The sequence below is a fragment of the Bacillus sp. JZ34 genome (genome assembly GCF_053903205.1).
On the sequence record NZ_CP096403.1, the window covers coordinates 3,546,087 to 3,563,338 of the forward strand.

At 48.0% G+C, this 17,252-nt stretch carries 17 protein-coding genes; 5 read left to right on the plus strand and 12 right to left on the minus strand.

Annotated elements, in window-relative coordinates; translation table 11 throughout:
* The first annotated feature begins 92 nt into the window (after nt 1-92).
* Nucleotides 93-875 carry an MBL fold metallo-hydrolase gene (locus tag M1D90_RS18110; protein WP_065644555.1) on the plus strand — a complete coding sequence of 261 codons (783 nt, stop codon included), beginning with the start codon at nt 93-95 and terminating at the stop codon, nt 873-875.
* Between the two features lie 45 nt (nt 876-920).
* Here the strand turns inward: M1D90_RS18110 and M1D90_RS18115 are convergent, their stop codons facing one another.
* The 3 genes from M1D90_RS18115 to M1D90_RS18125 form a co-directional block, all read right to left on the minus strand.
* Entirely contained in the window at nt 921-1,499 is a 579-nt protein-coding gene (locus M1D90_RS18115; protein WP_145654446.1) for a VanZ family protein, read from the minus strand.
* Between the two features lie 147 nt (nt 1,500-1,646).
* Entirely contained in the window at nt 1,647-3,083 is a 1,437-nt protein-coding gene (locus M1D90_RS18120; RefSeq protein WP_020450525.1) for an anion permease, read from the minus strand.
* A 110-nt stretch (nt 3,084-3,193) separates the two neighbouring features.
* Nucleotides 3,194-3,541, minus strand: coding sequence for a general stress protein (locus M1D90_RS18125; protein WP_020450524.1), 348 nt, complete (start codon nt 3,539-3,541; stop codon nt 3,194-3,196).
* Between the two features lie 195 nt (nt 3,542-3,736).
* Between M1D90_RS18125 and M1D90_RS18130 the strand changes: the two genes are divergently transcribed.
* On the plus strand, nt 3,737-4,120 hold the full coding sequence (locus M1D90_RS18130; RefSeq protein ID WP_020450523.1) for a YfmB family protein: 384 nt from the start codon (nt 3,737-3,739) through the stop codon (nt 4,118-4,120).
* 50 nt (nt 4,121-4,170) lie between these two features.
* Nucleotides 4,171-5,199, plus strand: coding sequence for an NADP-dependent oxidoreductase (locus tag M1D90_RS18135; RefSeq protein WP_456283517.1), 1,029 nt, complete (start codon nt 4,171-4,173; stop codon nt 5,197-5,199).
* 43 nt (nt 5,200-5,242) lie between these two features.
* Here the strand turns inward: M1D90_RS18135 and M1D90_RS18140 are convergent, their stop codons facing one another.
* Entirely contained in the window at nt 5,243-6,373 is a 1,131-nt protein-coding gene (locus M1D90_RS18140) for a DEAD/DEAH box helicase (RefSeq protein ID WP_039073284.1), read from the minus strand.
* A gap of 137 nt (nt 6,374-6,510) precedes the next feature.
* On the opposite strand from M1D90_RS18140, the gene M1D90_RS18145 reads away from it, so the two are divergent.
* Complete coding sequence (locus M1D90_RS18145) at nt 6,511-8,067, plus strand: ABC-F family ATP-binding cassette domain-containing protein (protein ID WP_020450520.1); 1,557 nt, start codon at nt 6,511-6,513, stop codon at nt 8,065-8,067.
* A gap of 279 nt (nt 8,068-8,346) precedes the next feature.
* Here the strand turns inward: M1D90_RS18145 and M1D90_RS18150 are convergent, their stop codons facing one another.
* A complete protein-coding gene (locus tag M1D90_RS18150) occupies nt 8,347-9,531 on the minus strand; it encodes an MFS transporter (RefSeq protein WP_039073285.1) in 1,185 nt (394 codons plus the stop codon).
* 59 nt (nt 9,532-9,590) lie between these two features.
* The gene (locus M1D90_RS18155; RefSeq protein WP_003179703.1) at nt 9,591-10,013 is read right to left on the minus strand and encodes a MerR family transcriptional regulator; all 423 of its coding nucleotides are present in this window, start codon (nt 10,011-10,013) and stop codon (nt 9,591-9,593) included.
* Nucleotides 10,014-10,178: 165 nt separating this feature from the next.
* Here M1D90_RS18155 and M1D90_RS18160 point away from each other — a divergent pair, with 165 nt between their 5' ends.
* Nucleotides 10,179-11,009: an ion transporter gene (locus M1D90_RS18160; protein WP_020450517.1), complete on the plus strand. Its 831-nt coding sequence runs from the start codon at nt 10,179-10,181 to the stop codon at nt 11,007-11,009.
* Nucleotides 11,010-11,046: 37 nt separating this feature from the next.
* Here M1D90_RS18160 and M1D90_RS18165 read toward each other — a convergent pair whose 3' ends face one another.
* The 6 genes from M1D90_RS18165 to bioW are packed head-to-tail and all read right to left on the minus strand — an operon-like array spanning nt 11,047 to nt 17,217.
* Entirely contained in the window at nt 11,047-12,243 is a 1,197-nt protein-coding gene (locus M1D90_RS18165) for a cytochrome P450 (RefSeq protein WP_456282943.1), read from the minus strand.
* A 17-nt stretch (nt 12,244-12,260) separates the two neighbouring features.
* A complete protein-coding gene (gene bioB, locus M1D90_RS18170) occupies nt 12,261-13,262 on the minus strand; it encodes a biotin synthase BioB (protein WP_020450515.1) in 1,002 nt (333 codons plus the stop codon).
* Nucleotides 13,259-13,966 carry a dethiobiotin synthase gene (gene bioD, locus M1D90_RS18175; protein ID WP_020450514.1) on the minus strand — a complete coding sequence of 236 codons (708 nt, stop codon included), beginning with the start codon at nt 13,964-13,966 and terminating at the stop codon, nt 13,259-13,261. Before bioD ends, bioB begins: the two co-directional genes overlap by 4 nt.
* Nucleotides 13,963-15,114, minus strand: coding sequence for an 8-amino-7-oxononanoate synthase (gene bioF, locus M1D90_RS18180; protein ID WP_216921168.1), 1,152 nt, complete (start codon nt 15,112-15,114; stop codon nt 13,963-13,965). The genes bioD and bioF overlap by 4 nt, the downstream gene beginning before the upstream one ends.
* A complete protein-coding gene (gene bioA / locus M1D90_RS18185) occupies nt 15,104-16,450 on the minus strand; it encodes an adenosylmethionine--8-amino-7-oxononanoate transaminase (protein ID WP_145654452.1) in 1,347 nt (448 codons plus the stop codon). Before bioA ends, bioF begins: the two co-directional genes overlap by 11 nt.
* Nucleotides 16,447-17,217, minus strand: coding sequence for a 6-carboxyhexanoate--CoA ligase (gene bioW, locus M1D90_RS18190; protein ID WP_020450511.1), 771 nt, complete (start codon nt 17,215-17,217; stop codon nt 16,447-16,449). Before bioW ends, bioA begins: the two co-directional genes overlap by 4 nt.
* Between the last annotated feature and the right edge of the window lie 35 nt (nt 17,218-17,252).

A 17,252-nucleotide genomic window follows, 5' to 3' on the forward strand; every position in this document is an offset into this window, starting at 1 on the left:
ACTCACTTATCATATATTTTATTACTTTGCACATTTGACTTGAGGATATGCATGGATGAGCACCTTTGAAAAAATGAAGGAGGGACAAACCAATGGGAGATGGTCAATGGTTTACTGTAACAGAGCTTGATGAATCCACATATGCGATCAGCGAATACGGGCATTGGGAAAATGTGCACTCTTACTTGCTGATTGGGGCGAAGGAAGCCGTTTTAATTGATACAGGTCTTGGTATCGGCAGCATGAAGACGGTAACGGATAGTCTGACCGATCTGCCGGTCAGCGTCATCACAACCCATGTCCATTGGGATCACATCGGAAGCCACGGTGAATATCAGCGCATTTACGTTCATGAAGCCGAGAAAGACTGGCTGACGGATGGAATCAAAGGGCTTCCGATCGAGCACATTCGCCGCGATGTCTCTCGAGATATCACTAAACCTGTACCGGCCGGCTTTTCCGCTGAAACATACACCCCGTTCAGAGGTGAACCGTCGGGAACGCTGCAAGACGGCGACACAGTCGGCTGCGATTCAAGGCCGCTCGTTATTTATCATACGCCCGGACACTCCCCGGGGCATATCTGTATCTTTGATCCGGCGTCAGGCTACTTGTTTACCGGCGACCTGCTGTATACCGGAGCCCCCATCTATGCATTCTACCCGACGACTGATCCGGTCCAATTGATTCAGTCACTTGAAAAAATCTCGGCTATCGGGCGCGTGAAAAAGGTTTTCGGCGGGCATCATCAGCTCGGTCTTGCTCCTGACATTTTGCAGGAAGCCGGGCATGCGGCACTGCACTTAAAGAAACACGGGCTGGCAAAACACGGCACAGGCATGCACCGATTCAAGAATCTGAGCTTTCAATTTTAACTAAAAAAGATGATTGCCCTGGCGGGAACCATCTTTCGCACTTCTTCAAAAATGCAGACCTTTTCGGCGGGAAGCTGAGCCTTTGGCTCCGAACATGAAAGACGTCAGGCAGAAACCGATTACTCCGCCGGCCGTATTTAAAATTAAATCATCCACATTAAAGGTTCTCGCCATTATGAATCCAGTCACAGATAGCACAAGCTGGAGACTCTCAATCAAAAAGCTCGTCAAAAAAACAAAAACCGTCGCTTTTTTCAGCGAAATTTTTCTCCATAGAACGGAAAGATACACACCTAAAGGAATGAGCAATAAAACATTAAAAAATGTAAGCTTGACAGAATTCCAAAAAAACCAATCAAACCCGCTCTGCTGATGCATTTGCACCCATTCAGCGACAAAATAAAACGGAATGAGCTGAATGTTCATTTGAGCGTATGCCGGCTGCGGCGGAATGTTGATTCCGCCTATCGTATAGTGATAAACGACGCTCAAATAAACAATAAAACTGGCAAACACCATTTTTCTAAAAAAACTTGTTTTTTTTCGGTTTTTCACAATGTCGTACAAAAAGTAGACGATTGCGCACATGAAACCGAGCAGCATTAAATCAACTGACCAAAACATTAATATCCCCCTTACGTCACCATCGTTCAGTGCATACCAGTTATAACTGACTGAAATGCACACTTTTTCGACCATAAATTGTGGAATTTCAAATCAACTGCTTCAAAATAAACATAAAAAAGGACAGGATCTCTCCTGCCCTTCATTTTACCATATACCCAACAATTTCCACCATAGCCCTCCGACAACAAGCCATGTCACAATATGAACAATCGACAGGATAAAGCCGATTGACCACCATTTGCTTTGTGGAATATAGCCGGCCCCGAAAAAGACGGGTGCCGCTCCAGCTCCGTAGTGTGTCGTCGAAGCAAAAAGGTTGCTGAAAAACGCAAGGCTTAATGCTGCGAGGAGCGGCGGAGCGCCTGCAGCGATAATCACGGCGAGAAAGGCCGAATACATCGCGCTGATATGAGCGGTTGCACTCGCAAAAAAATAATGCGAATAATAGTAAACCGCAATTAAAATGAGAAATGCGCTGACCCAGGAGAATCCTGAAACATACGATTTCATCGCATCGCTGAACCAGCCGACCATGCCGAGTTCATTCAAAAAGCTCGCCAGCATGACGAGCGCGGCAAACCATGTCAGCGTATCCCATGCGCCTTGCTCTTTCTTAATATCGTCCCACGTCAGAACCTGTGTCAAAAGCAGGACGGCTAAACCGATCAATGCCGTTGTCGTTGCGTCAATTTTCAGGTTTCCGCCGAAAATCCATAAAAAAAGGACGAGCAAAAAGACCGCGACCATCGAGAGTTCCGATTTTTTGAACGGGCCCATTTCTTTCAGCTTCTCTGTTGCGATTTTCGCCGCATCAGGCGTTTCTTTCACCTCAGGCGGATACAGTTTATAAATGACAAGCGGGGTGATGATCAAGCTGACAAGTCCCGGGACGATGGCCGCCACAGCCCAGCTTGTCCAGGTCAGATTCACACCTGCCACATCATGGGCAAGTTTGGCAATCAGCGGGTTTGCCGCCATAGCCGTTAAGAACATCGCTGAAGTGATCAAGTTCCCCTGAAAGCCCACCTTCAGCAAGAAAGCGCCAATGCGCCGTTCCGTGCCGTCCTTGGGCGTTGACTGAAAAGTTTCGGATAACGAACGAATAATCGGAAAAATAATTCCCCCGGCCCGTGCGGTATTACTCGGGATCGCCGGCGACAAAATCAAATCGCTGACAAGAAGTGAATACGAGAGTCCGAGTGTTTTTTTGCCGAACATCCGCACAAATAAATAGGCGATTCGCGCACCTAAACCGGTTTTAATGAATCCCCGTGAAATAAAAAAGGCAATGACGATCAGCCAAATCGTCTTGTTTCCAAAACCGCTGAGCGTTTCTTCAATCGACAGCGTTCCGGTCAGCGCCGTGACCGCCAATGCGAATACGGCGATTGCCCCCATCGGCAGCGGTTTTGATATAAAGCCGATAATCGTTGCCACAAAGATTGCAAATAAGTGCCATGCTTTCGGGTCCAATCCGGCGGGCGACGGAATAAACCAAATCACCGCTCCGACTAAAATCGTGACCGTAAGAGGAATGATGTTCAATGCCGATTTTTGTTCTGCATCTTTTTCTTTAGCCAAAACCTTTTCCTCCTATTCATATCGTTTTCGTTTATTATTCTACTCCTTTCCTGCTATCATTCAAATTTTATTTTATTAAAAAAACTGCCGACCTTGTCGGCAGTCTCAATTTATACCCAGGATTTCACTCTTTCATGATCCGTGACAAAGAGGAGGACTTTTCCTTCATCAAGCTGCTTCTCGAATTGTTCTGCTTCCTGTTTTGAAAAGCCGATCTCATGAATTTTATTGCGAAGTTCGTCCCCTTTTTTGTTGAAGATATTGCCCACGGCATTTTTAAGGCCTGTCTCTTCGGCTCCGATCGTATTGGCATCCGCGTTGTCTGCGAGTCTTTCAGTACGGTCGTCATCATGTGACAGAACGTAAATATCTTCTCTTGCAACTCCGATTTCCCTGAGTTCCTCAACATCCTTCATCAGTTTTTCATCATTAGTATATTGTCTTACTACTGGTTTCATATGAATCTCCTCCCTTTTTTCATGTTGTATTTAACACTTACCCTTTGTTTGCGCGGCTAAACGGATGAATGCTCTGTCATGACATTTTCATTTCAATGTTACAATTGTTATAAATTTTCAGACAAAACGTTTGAAAGGATTGCCAATTCAGGTACATTACAAATAGACAAGGCTTTGAGATGGGGTGATTGAAGCGTGTATTATTTTTCACCGGAACAGCAATATAACGCATGGATCATTAGCGATTTGGTCAAGCAGATTTTTTCAAGGGAAGGTCATCAAGAAGTTGATACTCATCGATTTGAATCTTTTGCCGCCAGACGATTCGGCATTAATATCGATTACGTCTTTTCAATCATCATGAACATCGGCGATCCGGAAGAAAGGAGAACGGCAAGCAGCACCGAAGACCTCCTCTCTTCATATCTCCTGTCATTGCTTCCTTTTATCACAAAAGACATGTTTCAATTTTCGAGAGAAAATGCCAATCAATATCTTTTAAATGAAAGAAATGCTGATGTTTTTCATCTTTTTCTGCCCGATTCTGTGCTGAAAAAAACCTTTCATGCAACCCGCTGATCTTTTGCTAAACCTCTTTTTTACGTGGTAAGTTATAAGTAAAAGGAGGAATCATTATGTCGCAAAAACAAATTGAACTCGCAAGACGTCCGCAGGGCATACCTGTTATGGACGATTTTCGCATAAAAGAAACGGAAATTCCGGAAGCAAAAAACGGTGAAGTGCTTGTAAAAACGCTTTATGTCTCAGTGGACCCTTATATGAGGGGAAGAATGCAGGACACGAAATCCTATGTCGAGCCATTTCCGCTTGATAAAGTAATCACCGGAGGCGTGATCGGCGAAGTGATATCTGCAAAAGGAGACAAGCTCAAAAAAGGGGACATTGTTTTGGGCCGCTTGGGCTGGCAGGAGTATTCAGCGGTTCGCGAAGACAATCTGCAGAAAATCGATCCGTCCCTCGCGCCTGTTACCGCTTTTCTTGGGATTCTCGGCATGACCGGTTTGACGGCTTATTTCGGACTTTTGGACATCGGACAGCCAAAAGCCGGTGAAACGGTTGTTGTCTCCGGTGCCGCCGGAGCAGTCGGCTCCGCCGTCGGACAAATTGCCAAAATCAAATGGGCGAGAGTCGTCGGTATTGCAGGCTCTGACGAAAAAACGGCATACTTAAAAGAAAAGCTCGGTTTTGATGAAGCAATCAATTATAAAACAACGGAAAATATGGCCTCAGCGCTTGAACAAGCTTGTCCGGACGGTGTCGATGTTTACTTTGACAACGTCGGAGGCACGATTTCAGATGCTGTCTTCCCCCTGCTCAATAAGTTTGCACGAATTCCGGTTTGCGGGGCGATTTCTTCTTATAACGTCAAAAGCGCAGAAGATGATATGGGGCCGCGTGTACAAACGGCCTTAATTAAAACAAGCGCCCTGATGAAAGGATTTGTTGTCAACGATTACAGGGACCGCTTTCCTGAAGGAACCAAACAGCTCGCCGAATGGGTAAAAAGCGGGCAGCTTCAATATGAGGAAACGATAACAGAAGGTTTCGAGCGGATACCTGAGGCATTTTTAGGCTTGTTTGAAGGAAAAAACCTCGGCAAACAGCTGATCAAAGTCGCCGATTCCGACAATGCCTGAGCATTCATATAAAAAAGAGGCCTGCCGGCAGCAGGCCTCTTTCTTATCTTTCAATAATCCGTCCTCTTTCATACACGATCCGCTGAAGCGGGATTTCAAGCTTCTTCGCCAGCTTTTTCAGCCTTTCCTCTTCAATGCGGTTGACAAGGCTGATCACGGTTCCTTCATTCCCCGCTCTTCCCGTCCTTCCCGACCGGTGGATATAGCCTTCAATGTTTGGCAAATCGGCGTGGATGACATAAGGGAGATCTTCGATGTCGATTCCGCGCGCTGCGATATCGGTCGCGAGAAGCAGCGTGAATTCGCCTGCTTCAAATGCCTGCAATATTTTGGCGCGCTCGATTTTTTTCGCCTCGCTGTGAAGAACGCCGATGTCGACATGATGAAATTTGAGCTTTTCGGCATACACGTTTAAGTTGCCGATGTCTTTGACAAAGACGAGCGCCTGCATGCCCGGAAGCCGCGAGAATTTTTGCAGGATCTTCACCTTATCCCGCTGGTCGCATACGAGAAATTGGTGTTTGATTTTTGCAGATTCTTCTTTCGACCTCTTGATCCTGAGAACTTCCGCTTCTGTCGTCATGCTGCGGAGCTCGCGTTCGGCGTCGTCTTTTAAAGTCGCCGAAAAACAGAGGAGCTGCCTGTCGCGGAGCGTCGATTTGATGATGCTTTGTATCGTCCCGCGATGCTCCGGCGTAAGCAGATGATCGGTTTCGTCAAGGACGATCGTTTTCACTTCATGCATTTTCAGTTTTTTCATTTTAATCAGCTCAAATACGCGTCCAGGTGTGCCCGCAATGATGTGCGGGTGTTTTTTCAGCTTTTCCTGCTGCTTTTTGACATTGGCGCCGCCGATCAGGGAAGCGGCTCTGATATCCGAGCCTTTTTTCCATTCGACGATCACATCAAAAATCTGCATGACAAGCTCGCGGGACGGAGCCAAAATCACAGCTTGCACGTTCTTTTGATCCGCCTCCAGCTTTTCCAGAATCGGCAGGACGTAAGCGAGCGTTTTGCCCGTTCCAGTCGGCGACTCGGCGATCACGTCACGCCCGTCCAAAATCAGATCGACTGCATTTTTTTGGACACTCGTCGGCTCTTGAAAGCCCGATGCCTTCCAGTTTTCTTGAATAAACGGTTTTGCTTTATTTAAAAATGGCCATCTTTCTGTCATGTTTTTCTCCTTTTATCAGGTTGATTCTGCTCCTAGTATCTCAAAACAAAAGCGGCTGCGCAATTTTTCTTTTATTGTTCCCTCTGAGTTCGATATAATCTTATAGAATACAGATTATATTTTTTGAGGTGCAAAACATGAGTTTACTTACAGTCACAAAGCTGAGCCACGGTTTTGGCGACCGGGCGATCTTTCATGATATATCCTTTCGATTGCTGAAAGGCGAACATGTCGGTCTCATCGGAGCAAACGGCGAGGGAAAATCGACCTTCATGAATATCATTACAGGCAAACTTGAGCCTGACGAAGGAAAAGTCGAATGGTCCAAAAAGGTCCGGGTCGGCTATCTTGACCAGCATACATCACTTGAGCGCGGACAAACAATCCGCGACGTGCTCAGAAACGCTTTCCATTATTTATTTGCGATGGAAGAAGAAATGAATGCCATCTACACAAAAATGGGCGAGGCTGACCCCGATGAGCTTGAAAAGCTTCTCGAAGAAGTCGGAACGATCCAGGACGCCCTGACCAACAACGACTTTTACGCGATTGACGCAAAAGTCGAAGAAATCGCCCGCGGCCTCGGGCTTAACGATCTCGGCCTTGACAGGGATGTCGCGGATTTGAGCGGCGGCCAGCGGACAAAGGTGCTGCTTGCCAAACTGCTCTTGGAAAAGCCCGACATCCTGCTGCTCGATGAGCCGACAAACTATCTGGACGAACAGCATATCGAATGGCTGAAACGCTATTTGCAGGAGTACGAGAACGCCTTTATTTTGATTTCTCACGACATTCCGTTTTTAAACAGCGTCATTAATTTGATCTACCATGTGGAAAACCAGGAGCTGACCCGCTATGTCGGCGACTACAACCAATTCCGCGAAGTATACGAAGTGAAAAAACAGCAGCTTGAAGCAGCCTACAAGAAACAGCAGCAGGAGATTTCGGAGCTGAAAGATTTCGTCGCCCGCAACAAAGCGCGCGTCAGCACAAGAAATATGGCGATGTCCCGGCAAAAAAAGCTCGATAAAATGGATATGATCGAGCTCCCTTCGGAAAAACCGAAGCCTGAATTTCATTTTAAACAAGCAAGAACATCCGGAAAGCTGATTTTTGAAACGAAAGAGCTCGTCATCGGCTATGATGAGCCGCTGTCCCGTCCGCTGAACTTGAGAATGGAGCGGGGCCAAAAGATCGCTCTGTACGGAGCCAACGGCATCGGAAAAACGACATTGCTGAAAAGCCTTCTGGGTGAAATTTCACCACTGTCGGGAGAAGTCGAACGCGGCGAACACCTTCATATCGGCTATTTCGAGCAGGAAGTCAAAGAGACCAACAACAACACATGCATAGAAGAAGTGTGGAACGACTTTCCGTCCTTTACACAGTACGAAATCCGCGCGGCTCTGGCGAAGTGCGGACTGACGACAAAGCATATCGAAAGCAGGGTATCCGTATTAAGCGGCGGGGAAAAAGCAAAAGTCAGACTATGCAAGCTTATCAATTCGGAAACGAACCTGCTTGTACTCGATGAACCGACAAACCACCTTGATGTTGAAGCAAAAGAAGAATTAAAAAGAGCTTTGAAAGAATACAAAGGCTCCGTCCTGCTCATCTCTCACGAACCTGAATTCTATATGGATATCGCGACAGAAACATGGAATTGCGAGTCATGGACAACGAAAGTTTTATAAACAAAAAAAGCTTGTTTCCTTTTAGGGAAACAAGCTTTCAGATTGTTGACAAAATCCCAAAACGGCTTTTTGTTTTGGGATTTTGTCATCCTTTCTGCGTGATTGAAAACCTTTGCAGTCTAGGAAGGCCGAGCATCGGAGCGGACTTTCACAGGAGGTGATGACGGCGACGTTCAGGCAGGACGCCTGGGCGGTTAGTCGCCGATCCTTCCTCTATTCGTGAGCACCGACGCGCCGGCCTGACAACGAATGCGAGGGTTTCTCGACACGCTGTTTTCATTAATGACCGGCTTTGATGCCTGCCAAATAACGGCGGCCTCCAGTCAAAACGGCCATGCCGGCAAGCACGGCGATGCATCCTGCAAAATAGGGAGTATGCGCAGTAAAATGATCGGCTAACACACCGGCAATCCAAGGCGCAATGGCCCCGCCGATGAACCGGATGGAGCTGTAGGCAGATGAAGCGACAGACCGTTCGACAGGCGCAGCTTCCATCACCGCTGTTGTCAAAATCGTATTGATCATGCCCAGAATCCCTCCGGCTATGATGATCGCCCCGATGACGAGCGCCATGTGCTCCGTCCAAATCCCGATCGCGAGCAAATCAGCTGCAAACAGCAAAAACAGAAAGATCAGCGAGCGGACGGTTCCAAAGATCCGCTGTACGGCCGGAGCGATGAAAACGGAAGTGATCGCAAGAAACAGCCCCCAGCCGAAAAAGACGTAGCCGAGGCCCCGTTCATTTAAGTCAAGAACAAACGGCGAATATGCAAGCAGGGTGAAGAAACCGAAGTTATATAAGAATGCGGCGCCTGAAAGCGTCAATAGCCCTTTATAACGAAGCGCTTTGATCGGCGCGCTGACGGAAATTTTCTTCCGCGGCTTTTGGACAGGCGGCAAAAGAAAAAAGATGGCCAAAAGAGCGGCCGCCATTAAAACCGATACGCCGAAAAACGGCGCTCTCCACGATATTGTGCCAAGCTCTCCACCGGCAAGCGGTCCAACCGAAATGCCCAATCCCAAAGCCGCCTCATACAAAATAATGGCTTTTGCGCTTCCGCCAGATGCCACGCTGACAATGACGGCAAGCGCAGTTGAGATAAACATGGCGTTTCCGAGTCCCCAGCCGCCGCGAAAGCCGACGAGCTGAGAAATGGAATGCGAAAGCCCGCCCAAGCCTGCAAAAACGATGATCAGGATCAAGCCGCTGATTAACGTCAGCTTTGCCCCAATCCGGCTCGATACGGCGCCTGATAAAAGCATGGCGAAACCTGTGACTAGCAGATAGCTTGTAAATAAAAGCGAAACTTGGCTGGGGGAAGCATGCAGCTGCCGCGCAATCGCCGGCAGAATCGGATCGACAAGCCCGATCCCCATAAACGAGATCACGCAAGCAAAGGCCACGGCCCAGACCGCTTTTGGCTGTTTAAACATACTTGAGTTCTCAGGTGGTTGTTCATTCATGATCTATCAAACCTTTCTTTGCAAATAAAGAAACGCTATAAAAATAGCGTTTTTCTTGTTTAATCAATTGATTGAAGCGCATTCTCGGCTTTTGCCTGCATACCCTCCAAGCGCTTCTTGAATGATTGAAATTTTTCAATTTTTTCATCAATCATTCTCATCTGTTCATTCAGCATCCTCTGAATGTCTTCGAGCTTTTCTTTTCGTTCCCGTTTGTCCAGCGATAAAAGGTATCCTTCTTTATTCATCTCCAAGTGCTTGCCCGTTTCCATGAACTGCTGGAGCTCCTGCAGCGAGAATCCCAGCACTTCCTTCGCGCTGATCACTCTTTCAAGCTCTTCAAGATCGTCTTCAGAGTAAAGACGGACACCGCCTTCCGTCCGCTTCGGTGAAGAAAGCAGACCGATTTCTTCGTAAAAGCGGATCGTTCTTTTCGTCAGGCCGCTTCGCTTGGCCATTTGATCAATCTTCATCCACTCCACGTCCATATCCCCCCGAGATTTTTCTTCTTTTCTATTATACTACTATTATACTTTTACGTAAACGTTAAGTTTTTTTCGATACAAAAAAAAGAACTGACTTGACATCATCCTGCTGCTGTAACGTATCATAGAATGGACAACTAAACAGGAGGACAAATAATCAGAGTGAACACTCATCAAAATCGATTTTCAGTTCAAAGTAAAGTTTCGGCATTGATTGAAAGCCGGCTGTTTCAGTCATTCATAACGACGGTCATTGTGTTGAATGCCATCTCGATCGGTTTGGAAACTTACGCTTTCTTTAAACCTTATCAAAAAGTATTTTTTATTGTGGATTGTTTGTTTTTAACGATATTTGTCATCGAACTATCTCTTAAACTATTCGTTCAAAAACAGCACTTTTTTAAAAACAACTGGAACGTTTTTGACTTCGTAATCGTCGCCGGCAGTTTGATTCTTTACAATACGAATTTCGTCAGCGTTCTCCGTATCTTCCGGGTGCTGCGGGTGCTGCGGACGATCACTTCCGTTCCCTCATTAAGAAGGATCGTCAATGCGCTGTTTATGGCGATTCCGACTATCAGCAGCGTCATTATTCTGATGAGCATCATTTTTTATGTGTACGCCGTCATCGGTACGATGTTCTTTTCTGCTATCGCGCCGGAATACTTCGGCAACCTGCAGCTCAGCCTTCTGACACTGTTCCAAACCTTTACGCTCGAATCGTGGGCAAGCGGCATATTCAGGCCGATTTTTGCCGAGAGCGGCTGGTCATGGCTCTATTTCGTTTCATTTATCATCATTGCGACTTTCATTATGATCAACTTGATCGTCGGGGAAATCGTGAATAATGCACAAAAAATTTCTCAGGAAATAGAAGATGAGACAGGCGAGCTGAAAGAGGATACAAAAGAAATCAAAGAACTGCGCGCGGAGGTTAAAGAATTAAAAGCGCTTCTGGAAACCTATATCACGCAAAATGAAAAGAAAGATTAAAAAGGGCCGGCACCTGTAAGCCAGCCCTTTTTTGTCTTTAATTGAGGATGACAGGCAGCTCAGCCAGCGATCTAAAGCCGATTAACCTGCGAAATGGAACGTCTGTTGAAGCAAGCTTCAACTTAGGCAGCCGCTCCAACAATGCGGGAATGGCAATTTGCGCTTCTAGCCGAGCTAATGCCGAGCCTAAACATACGTGTGCACCGGCTCCAAAGGCAAGGTGCGGATTCGGTTTTCTCGTGATGTCAAATACATGCGGATTTTGAAATATCTTCGGATCGCGGTTGGCGGCGCCTAAAAGGATGTATACGCGCTCTCCTTTTTTGATGATCTTCCCGTTGATTTCGCAGTCCTCTGACGCGGTGCGCGCTGTCAGCTGTGTCGGACTTTCATAGCGCAGGCATTCTTCAACAGCTGACTCAATCAGCAGCGGACTTTCTTTCAGCGCGCTGAGCTGGCCGGGAGGGTTCATGAGCAAAAACAATCCGTTCGTCAAAAGGTTGACCGTCGTCTCGTGCCCGGCAATCACAAGCAGAATGCACGTCGCAAGCACTTCATCTTCGGCGAGCTGCTCATGACCGGCGAATGTGCTGATCAGGTCTTGAGAAGGATGAGCTTTTCGCTTTTCAATCAAATCTTTAAAATACGCCGTCAGCTTGGCAACGGTATCCCCGCCTTTTGCCAGCACCTTTCGTGTGCGGGTCAAATCGATCGTTTGAATGAGATCCGCCGTCCATTGCCTAAATTGATATCTCTCCTCTGCGGGGACGCCGAGCATGTCGGCAATGATAAGGCTTGCCAAAGGAAAGGCGAATTCGGATACCATGTCCGCCGTCTTCTTGTTTTCAAGCTGATCGAGCAATTCATGGACGATTTCTTCTATAACAGGACGGAAAGATGCCGTCTTCTGCGGCATGAATTCTTTGCCGACAATCGTCCGCATCCGCTTATGGCCGGACTCATTTTGAAACAGCATCATATTCCGCTGCAATTCGTGAAGTTGTTCATATTTTGTAGAGGCTTCAGGGAGAGGAACGCGGTTTTTAAATACCGCGTCCCTCAAAATCGCCGCCGCTTCTTCATATCCGGTGACATACCATCCCGGATGCTTTAAAACGGTTCCTTTATATACAGGATGAACGGACCGCAGTTTATCGTAAAACAGATATGGATCTCTCCAAAAATCCGAATCCGATTTCAGACGCGGCCCTGCCTCGTGCAGTTCTGTCGTCATGCTATATCTCCCCCGTGTTACCGCTGTAAACTGGCTTTCATTTCTTCCACCGATTCGACTTCAAATCCTAAATCATGGAGCATCTTATGGTCCTCTGTTTCATTCTGCCCTGCCGTTGTTAAATAGTCTCCGACGAAGATCGAATTGGCGGCATACAGCCCCAGCGGCTGCAAGGAACGGAGGTTGACTTCGCGCCCCCCTGAAATACGGATTTCCTTTGTCGGGTTGATAAAGCGGAACAAAGCCAAAACCTTTAAACAATAAAGCGGATTTAATTCATTGACCCCTTCCAGCGGAGTTCCGTCGATCGCATGCAAAAAATTAACCGGAATTGAGTCTGCATCAAGCGCCTTTAAGCTATTCGCCATATCGACGACATCCTGCTTCGTCTCTTTCATCCCGACAATGACGCCCGAGCATGGGGACATTCCGGATTTTTTGGCTGTTTCCACAGTGTTTACTCTGTCATCATACGTGTGGGACGTTGTAATGTTTGAATGATTGCTTTTTGATGTATTGATGTTGTGATTGTACCGGTCCACTCCGGCTTCCTTCAGCCGCTCGGCCTGTTCGGGCTTTAGCAGTCCGAGGCATGCACAGACTTTTAAGCCGTACGTTTCTTTAATTTCTTTAACGGCGCCGACCACTTGATCGACATCTCTGTTGGACGGGCCTCTGCCGCTCGCCACGATGCAATACGTTCCGATATTTAAATCGTGTGCACGCTTTGCACCTTCAAGCAGGGTCGTTTTGTCGACCATCCTGTAGCTGTCGATCGGCGCTTTTGATATCGAAGACTGCGAGCAGTAGCCGCAGTTTTCCGGACAAAGTCCGGATTTTGCATTCATAATCATATTGAGCTTTACTTTTTTTCCAAAGTAGCGTTTTCTGATTTGAAATGCAGCATGCATAAGCAGGAGAACGTCGTCATCCGAGCATTCCAAGATGGAAAGCGCCTCTTTTTCAGTTACTTCTCCGCCATCCAACACCCGTTCTGCAAGTTCCATCCACTGATTCATGTTTCTGCCCCCATTTGCATTTGATTCATAATCAAGGAAACATCGACATGCTCCTTGATCATGTGGTGAATTTGTGTTGGTGAAACGTCTTCAAGCTTCGGCGTAACGCCGAGGAGCGGCACACCGCAAAATCTTTCAATCATGTCCGGATTCGTCTGTTCGTCAAGTCCGGGCCGGCTGCTGATGCCGTTGATCACGATGCCGATCACGCGTATCCCCATTTGTTTCGCGTATTGGACGGTTAAATACGTATGGTTGATCGTTCCAAGATTGGGACGGGCCACAATGACAGCCGGCAAATCGAGCGCTTTGATCAAGTCGCTGACGAAATAATCCTCTCCGAGCGGCACCGCAATCCCGCCTGCCCCTTCAACAATGAAGCAATCGTGCCGATCCTTAATCTTTTTCCAATGGTTCACGGCATCTTCCAGCCCGACGGTCCTCCCTTCGAGCTTCCCTGCTGTGTAAGGTGCAAGCGGCTCTTTAAACACGAAAGGTGTGATCTCCTCATCAGCGAGAGATGTTTCAGAGCTGTTCTTCAAAAGTGCTGTATCACTCTGCGGATCGCTGCTAAGCTCTCCACTCAAAAACGGCTTGAACACGCCGACATCAACATGCTGCTCTTTCAACAAAGCGGCAAGGCCGCAAGCGATAAACGTCTTCCCTACTCCCGTATCAGTTCCCGTTACAAAAAAACCCTTCATTTCACCAAGTTCAACTCTCTTCCCACTAATTTAAACCCCTCTAATAGAGCTTCAATATCTCTTAACTTGCGATCTGCGGTGACGGTCAGCCTGATTCGGCTCTCTCCTTCCGCAACAGTCGGCGGGCGGATGGCCGGGGCCTCAATCCCTTTCTCCTTGAGGCCGTTTGCAAATCGAACGGCTTTTTGAGGGTCTCCGATCATAACGGGTATGATCGGCGTATCTTCTCCCTTGACCGTAAACCCGATATCCTCGAGACCCCGTTTGATCGTGGTCACCGATGATTGCAAAAGCCGGCGTTTATCCCGGCTGTCTTTAATGATGTCTAAAGCTCTGCATGCCGCCGCACAGCTTGCGGGCGGGACAGCCGTTTGAAAGATAAACGTTCTCGCATGATTCAGCAAAAAATCGATCAATGCTTTAGAGCCCGCGACGAAGCCGCCTTCCGCGCCTACAGCTTTACTTAACGTGCCGATCACAACATCTGGGGAGACGCCGAAATACTCGCCCGTTCCCCTACCGGCATCTCCCAAAACCCCTGTTGCGTGGGCATCATCAACGATGACAAAGGCCCGGTACCGCTTGGCAAGGAGCATGATTTCGTCAAGCGGTGCAATTGTGCCGTCCATGCTGAACACGCCGTCTGTCACAATAAAACGGCGAGCACGGCTCTGTGCGGTGCGGAGTTTTTCTTCAAGATCATTCATATCCGTGTGGCGGTAAACAACCGTATCAGCTTTTGAAAGGCGGCAGCCGTCGATGATGCTCGCATGGTTCAATTGATCGCTTAATATGACGTCTCCTTTTTCAGGCAAAGACGAAAGCACGCCGATATTGGCCAAATATCCGCTTGAAAACAAGAGAGCGGCTTCTGTCTGCTTAAAACCGGCGATTTTCCGCTCAAGTTTTTCATGCCATTCGGTATTGCCGGACGTCAGCCTTGACCCTGTGCTCCCGGCTCCAAAGCGGCGAAGCGCCGTTTCTGCGGCGTGAATCAGCCGTTTGTCGTTCGCCAGGCTCAAATAATCGTTTGACGCCCAATTCGTACGTTTCGCTTCCGCGACAGCTTGAGGCGGTTTAAGCGAGCGGTAAAGCCCGGCTGCCTTCGTCCTGGCGAGCCGACTGCTGAGCCATTCGTCAATGGGCACGGCCTGTAACCTCTTGAATCGCTTCTTTCATAATGGACACCATGGCGCTCAGGTCATCGGCGGTGCTGGCGAGCGGAGGAAGAAATGCGATAACATCCCCGAGCGGCCTCGTCAGCATGCCAAGCTCCCTCATTTTCAAAGACACCCGGTATCCGATTCGCTCTTCAGGCGGATAAGGCTGCCTCGTTTCTTTCGACTGAACGAGTTCGATCCCGCTCATTAAACCGAGCTGGCGGATGTCGCCGACATGAGGGAGCGCTGCAAGATCATGAAAAAGCGATTCCACTATTTTCGACTTTTCCGCAACTTGAGCGACGATTTTTTCCGATTCGAACAGGCGCAAATTTTCCAGCGCAACGGCGCAGCCAAGCTGGTTCCCCGTGTACGAATGGCCGTGGAAAAACGTTTTCAGTTTGTCATAGTCATCATAAAATGCCTGATAAATTTCCTCTGTCGCAAAAGTGACGGCGATCGGCAAATAGCCTCCGGTAATGGCCTTTCCAGCCGCCATCAAGTCAGGCTGAACACGTTCATGCTCACAGGCAAACATTTTCCCGGTTCGGCCGAATCCTGTCGCCACTTCATCGACAATCATTAAAACGTCATATTTCGTACAAAGCTCCCGGACGCCTGCCAAATATCCTTCAGGCATCACGATCATCCCCGATGCCCCTTGGACCATCGATTCGACCGACAGCGCGGCGATCTCACCGTGCCGCTCGCTCAGGAGCCGTTCGAGTTCTGCGAGGCATTCATCGCGGCACTCGTCCGGGTTGCCGCTTTTCGAGCGGTATACGTAAGGAACATTTACCTTAAAGCTTTCAAACATAAGCGGCCCGTATACATGGTGGAAGAGCTCGATCGCACCGACGCTGACAGCGCCGATCGTATCGCCGTGATAGCCGTTTTTCATCGAAATGAATTTTTGTTTCTCCGGCTTGCCGATGTTTTTCCAATATTGAAAGGCCATTTTCAGCGCGATTTCCATTGCTGCAGCGCCGCTGTCCGAATAAAAAACACGCGTCAGCTTTTCCGGCGTGATCTTGATTAACACCTCGGCAAGCTCTGTCGCCGGAACATTTGTCATCCCCAGCAATGTCGAATGAGCGATTTTGCCGAGCTGTTTATTGATGGCTTCATCCAGTTCCTTCTTGCGATGGCCGTGGACATTGAGCCATACTGAAGAAAATCCGTCATAGTACTCCCTGCCGTCGATATCTTTCAGTTTGATGCCCTCCCCGCTTTCGATGATCAGCGGGTTTTCGTGATAGTCTTTCATTTGGGTAAAAGGCAGCCAAAGATATTTTTTGCTTTTTTCAACGAATGATTGATTCATGTTTTACCTCCCGACCGAATGAATACAGGCTGTTTTTCCAAGCCGTCTATACAGCTCTTGATATCTGTTAATCCATCAACAAAAAAAATCCGGCAGCCGCTCTCGTCTCCATGCTCTTTCATCCTTGTTATCCGCTGATAACCCAGCTTTTTAGCGGCAACATAGCCCGTTATGTAATCAGGGTCATCTGACCAGCATAATTCGGCGACGACAGCCGGATGCTCACATACCTTAGAAGCGATGGCAAGCGCCTCTTTCAACCGCGGATTCGGCGGCATTCCGCACAAAGCCGCCCACATTTGAAAATCGGCTTCCGGCCAATCGAGCCGTGAGACGCGCACTCCTTTTTGTTTTCTTCCGTCAATCCTCCGGCCTGAATGAATGTCAAACAAAACGGCGCCCCTTACGTCCGAGTATTCGGCAATGCCTTGAAACGCTTTGTCTACCGCGTTTTTCGGTACGCCGGCGCGGCTGATCAGCTCACGGGCAAGCGCTTGTCCTTCTTCCGCTGATTTTGTTTCATTCGTTTCAATGCGCAGAGGCTGGACAAACTTTATCGGTTCATTTACAAGATCGAAGCGAATTTGCATAAAGTCCGGCTTGCCCCGCGAATGAGACAATGCTTTTTCCAATAAATCGCTGACGGCATCCTTTACACCGATGAAAGGCGCAAGCCGCTCTCCTCCGGATATGTGTTTTCCCCCCTCTTCATGGGGACCGTTCTCGGAGGCTCTCATTCTCACACTGTAATACGCTTCTCCCTTCATGCTTTCATCCCCCCTCTAAACACCGCACTCATATG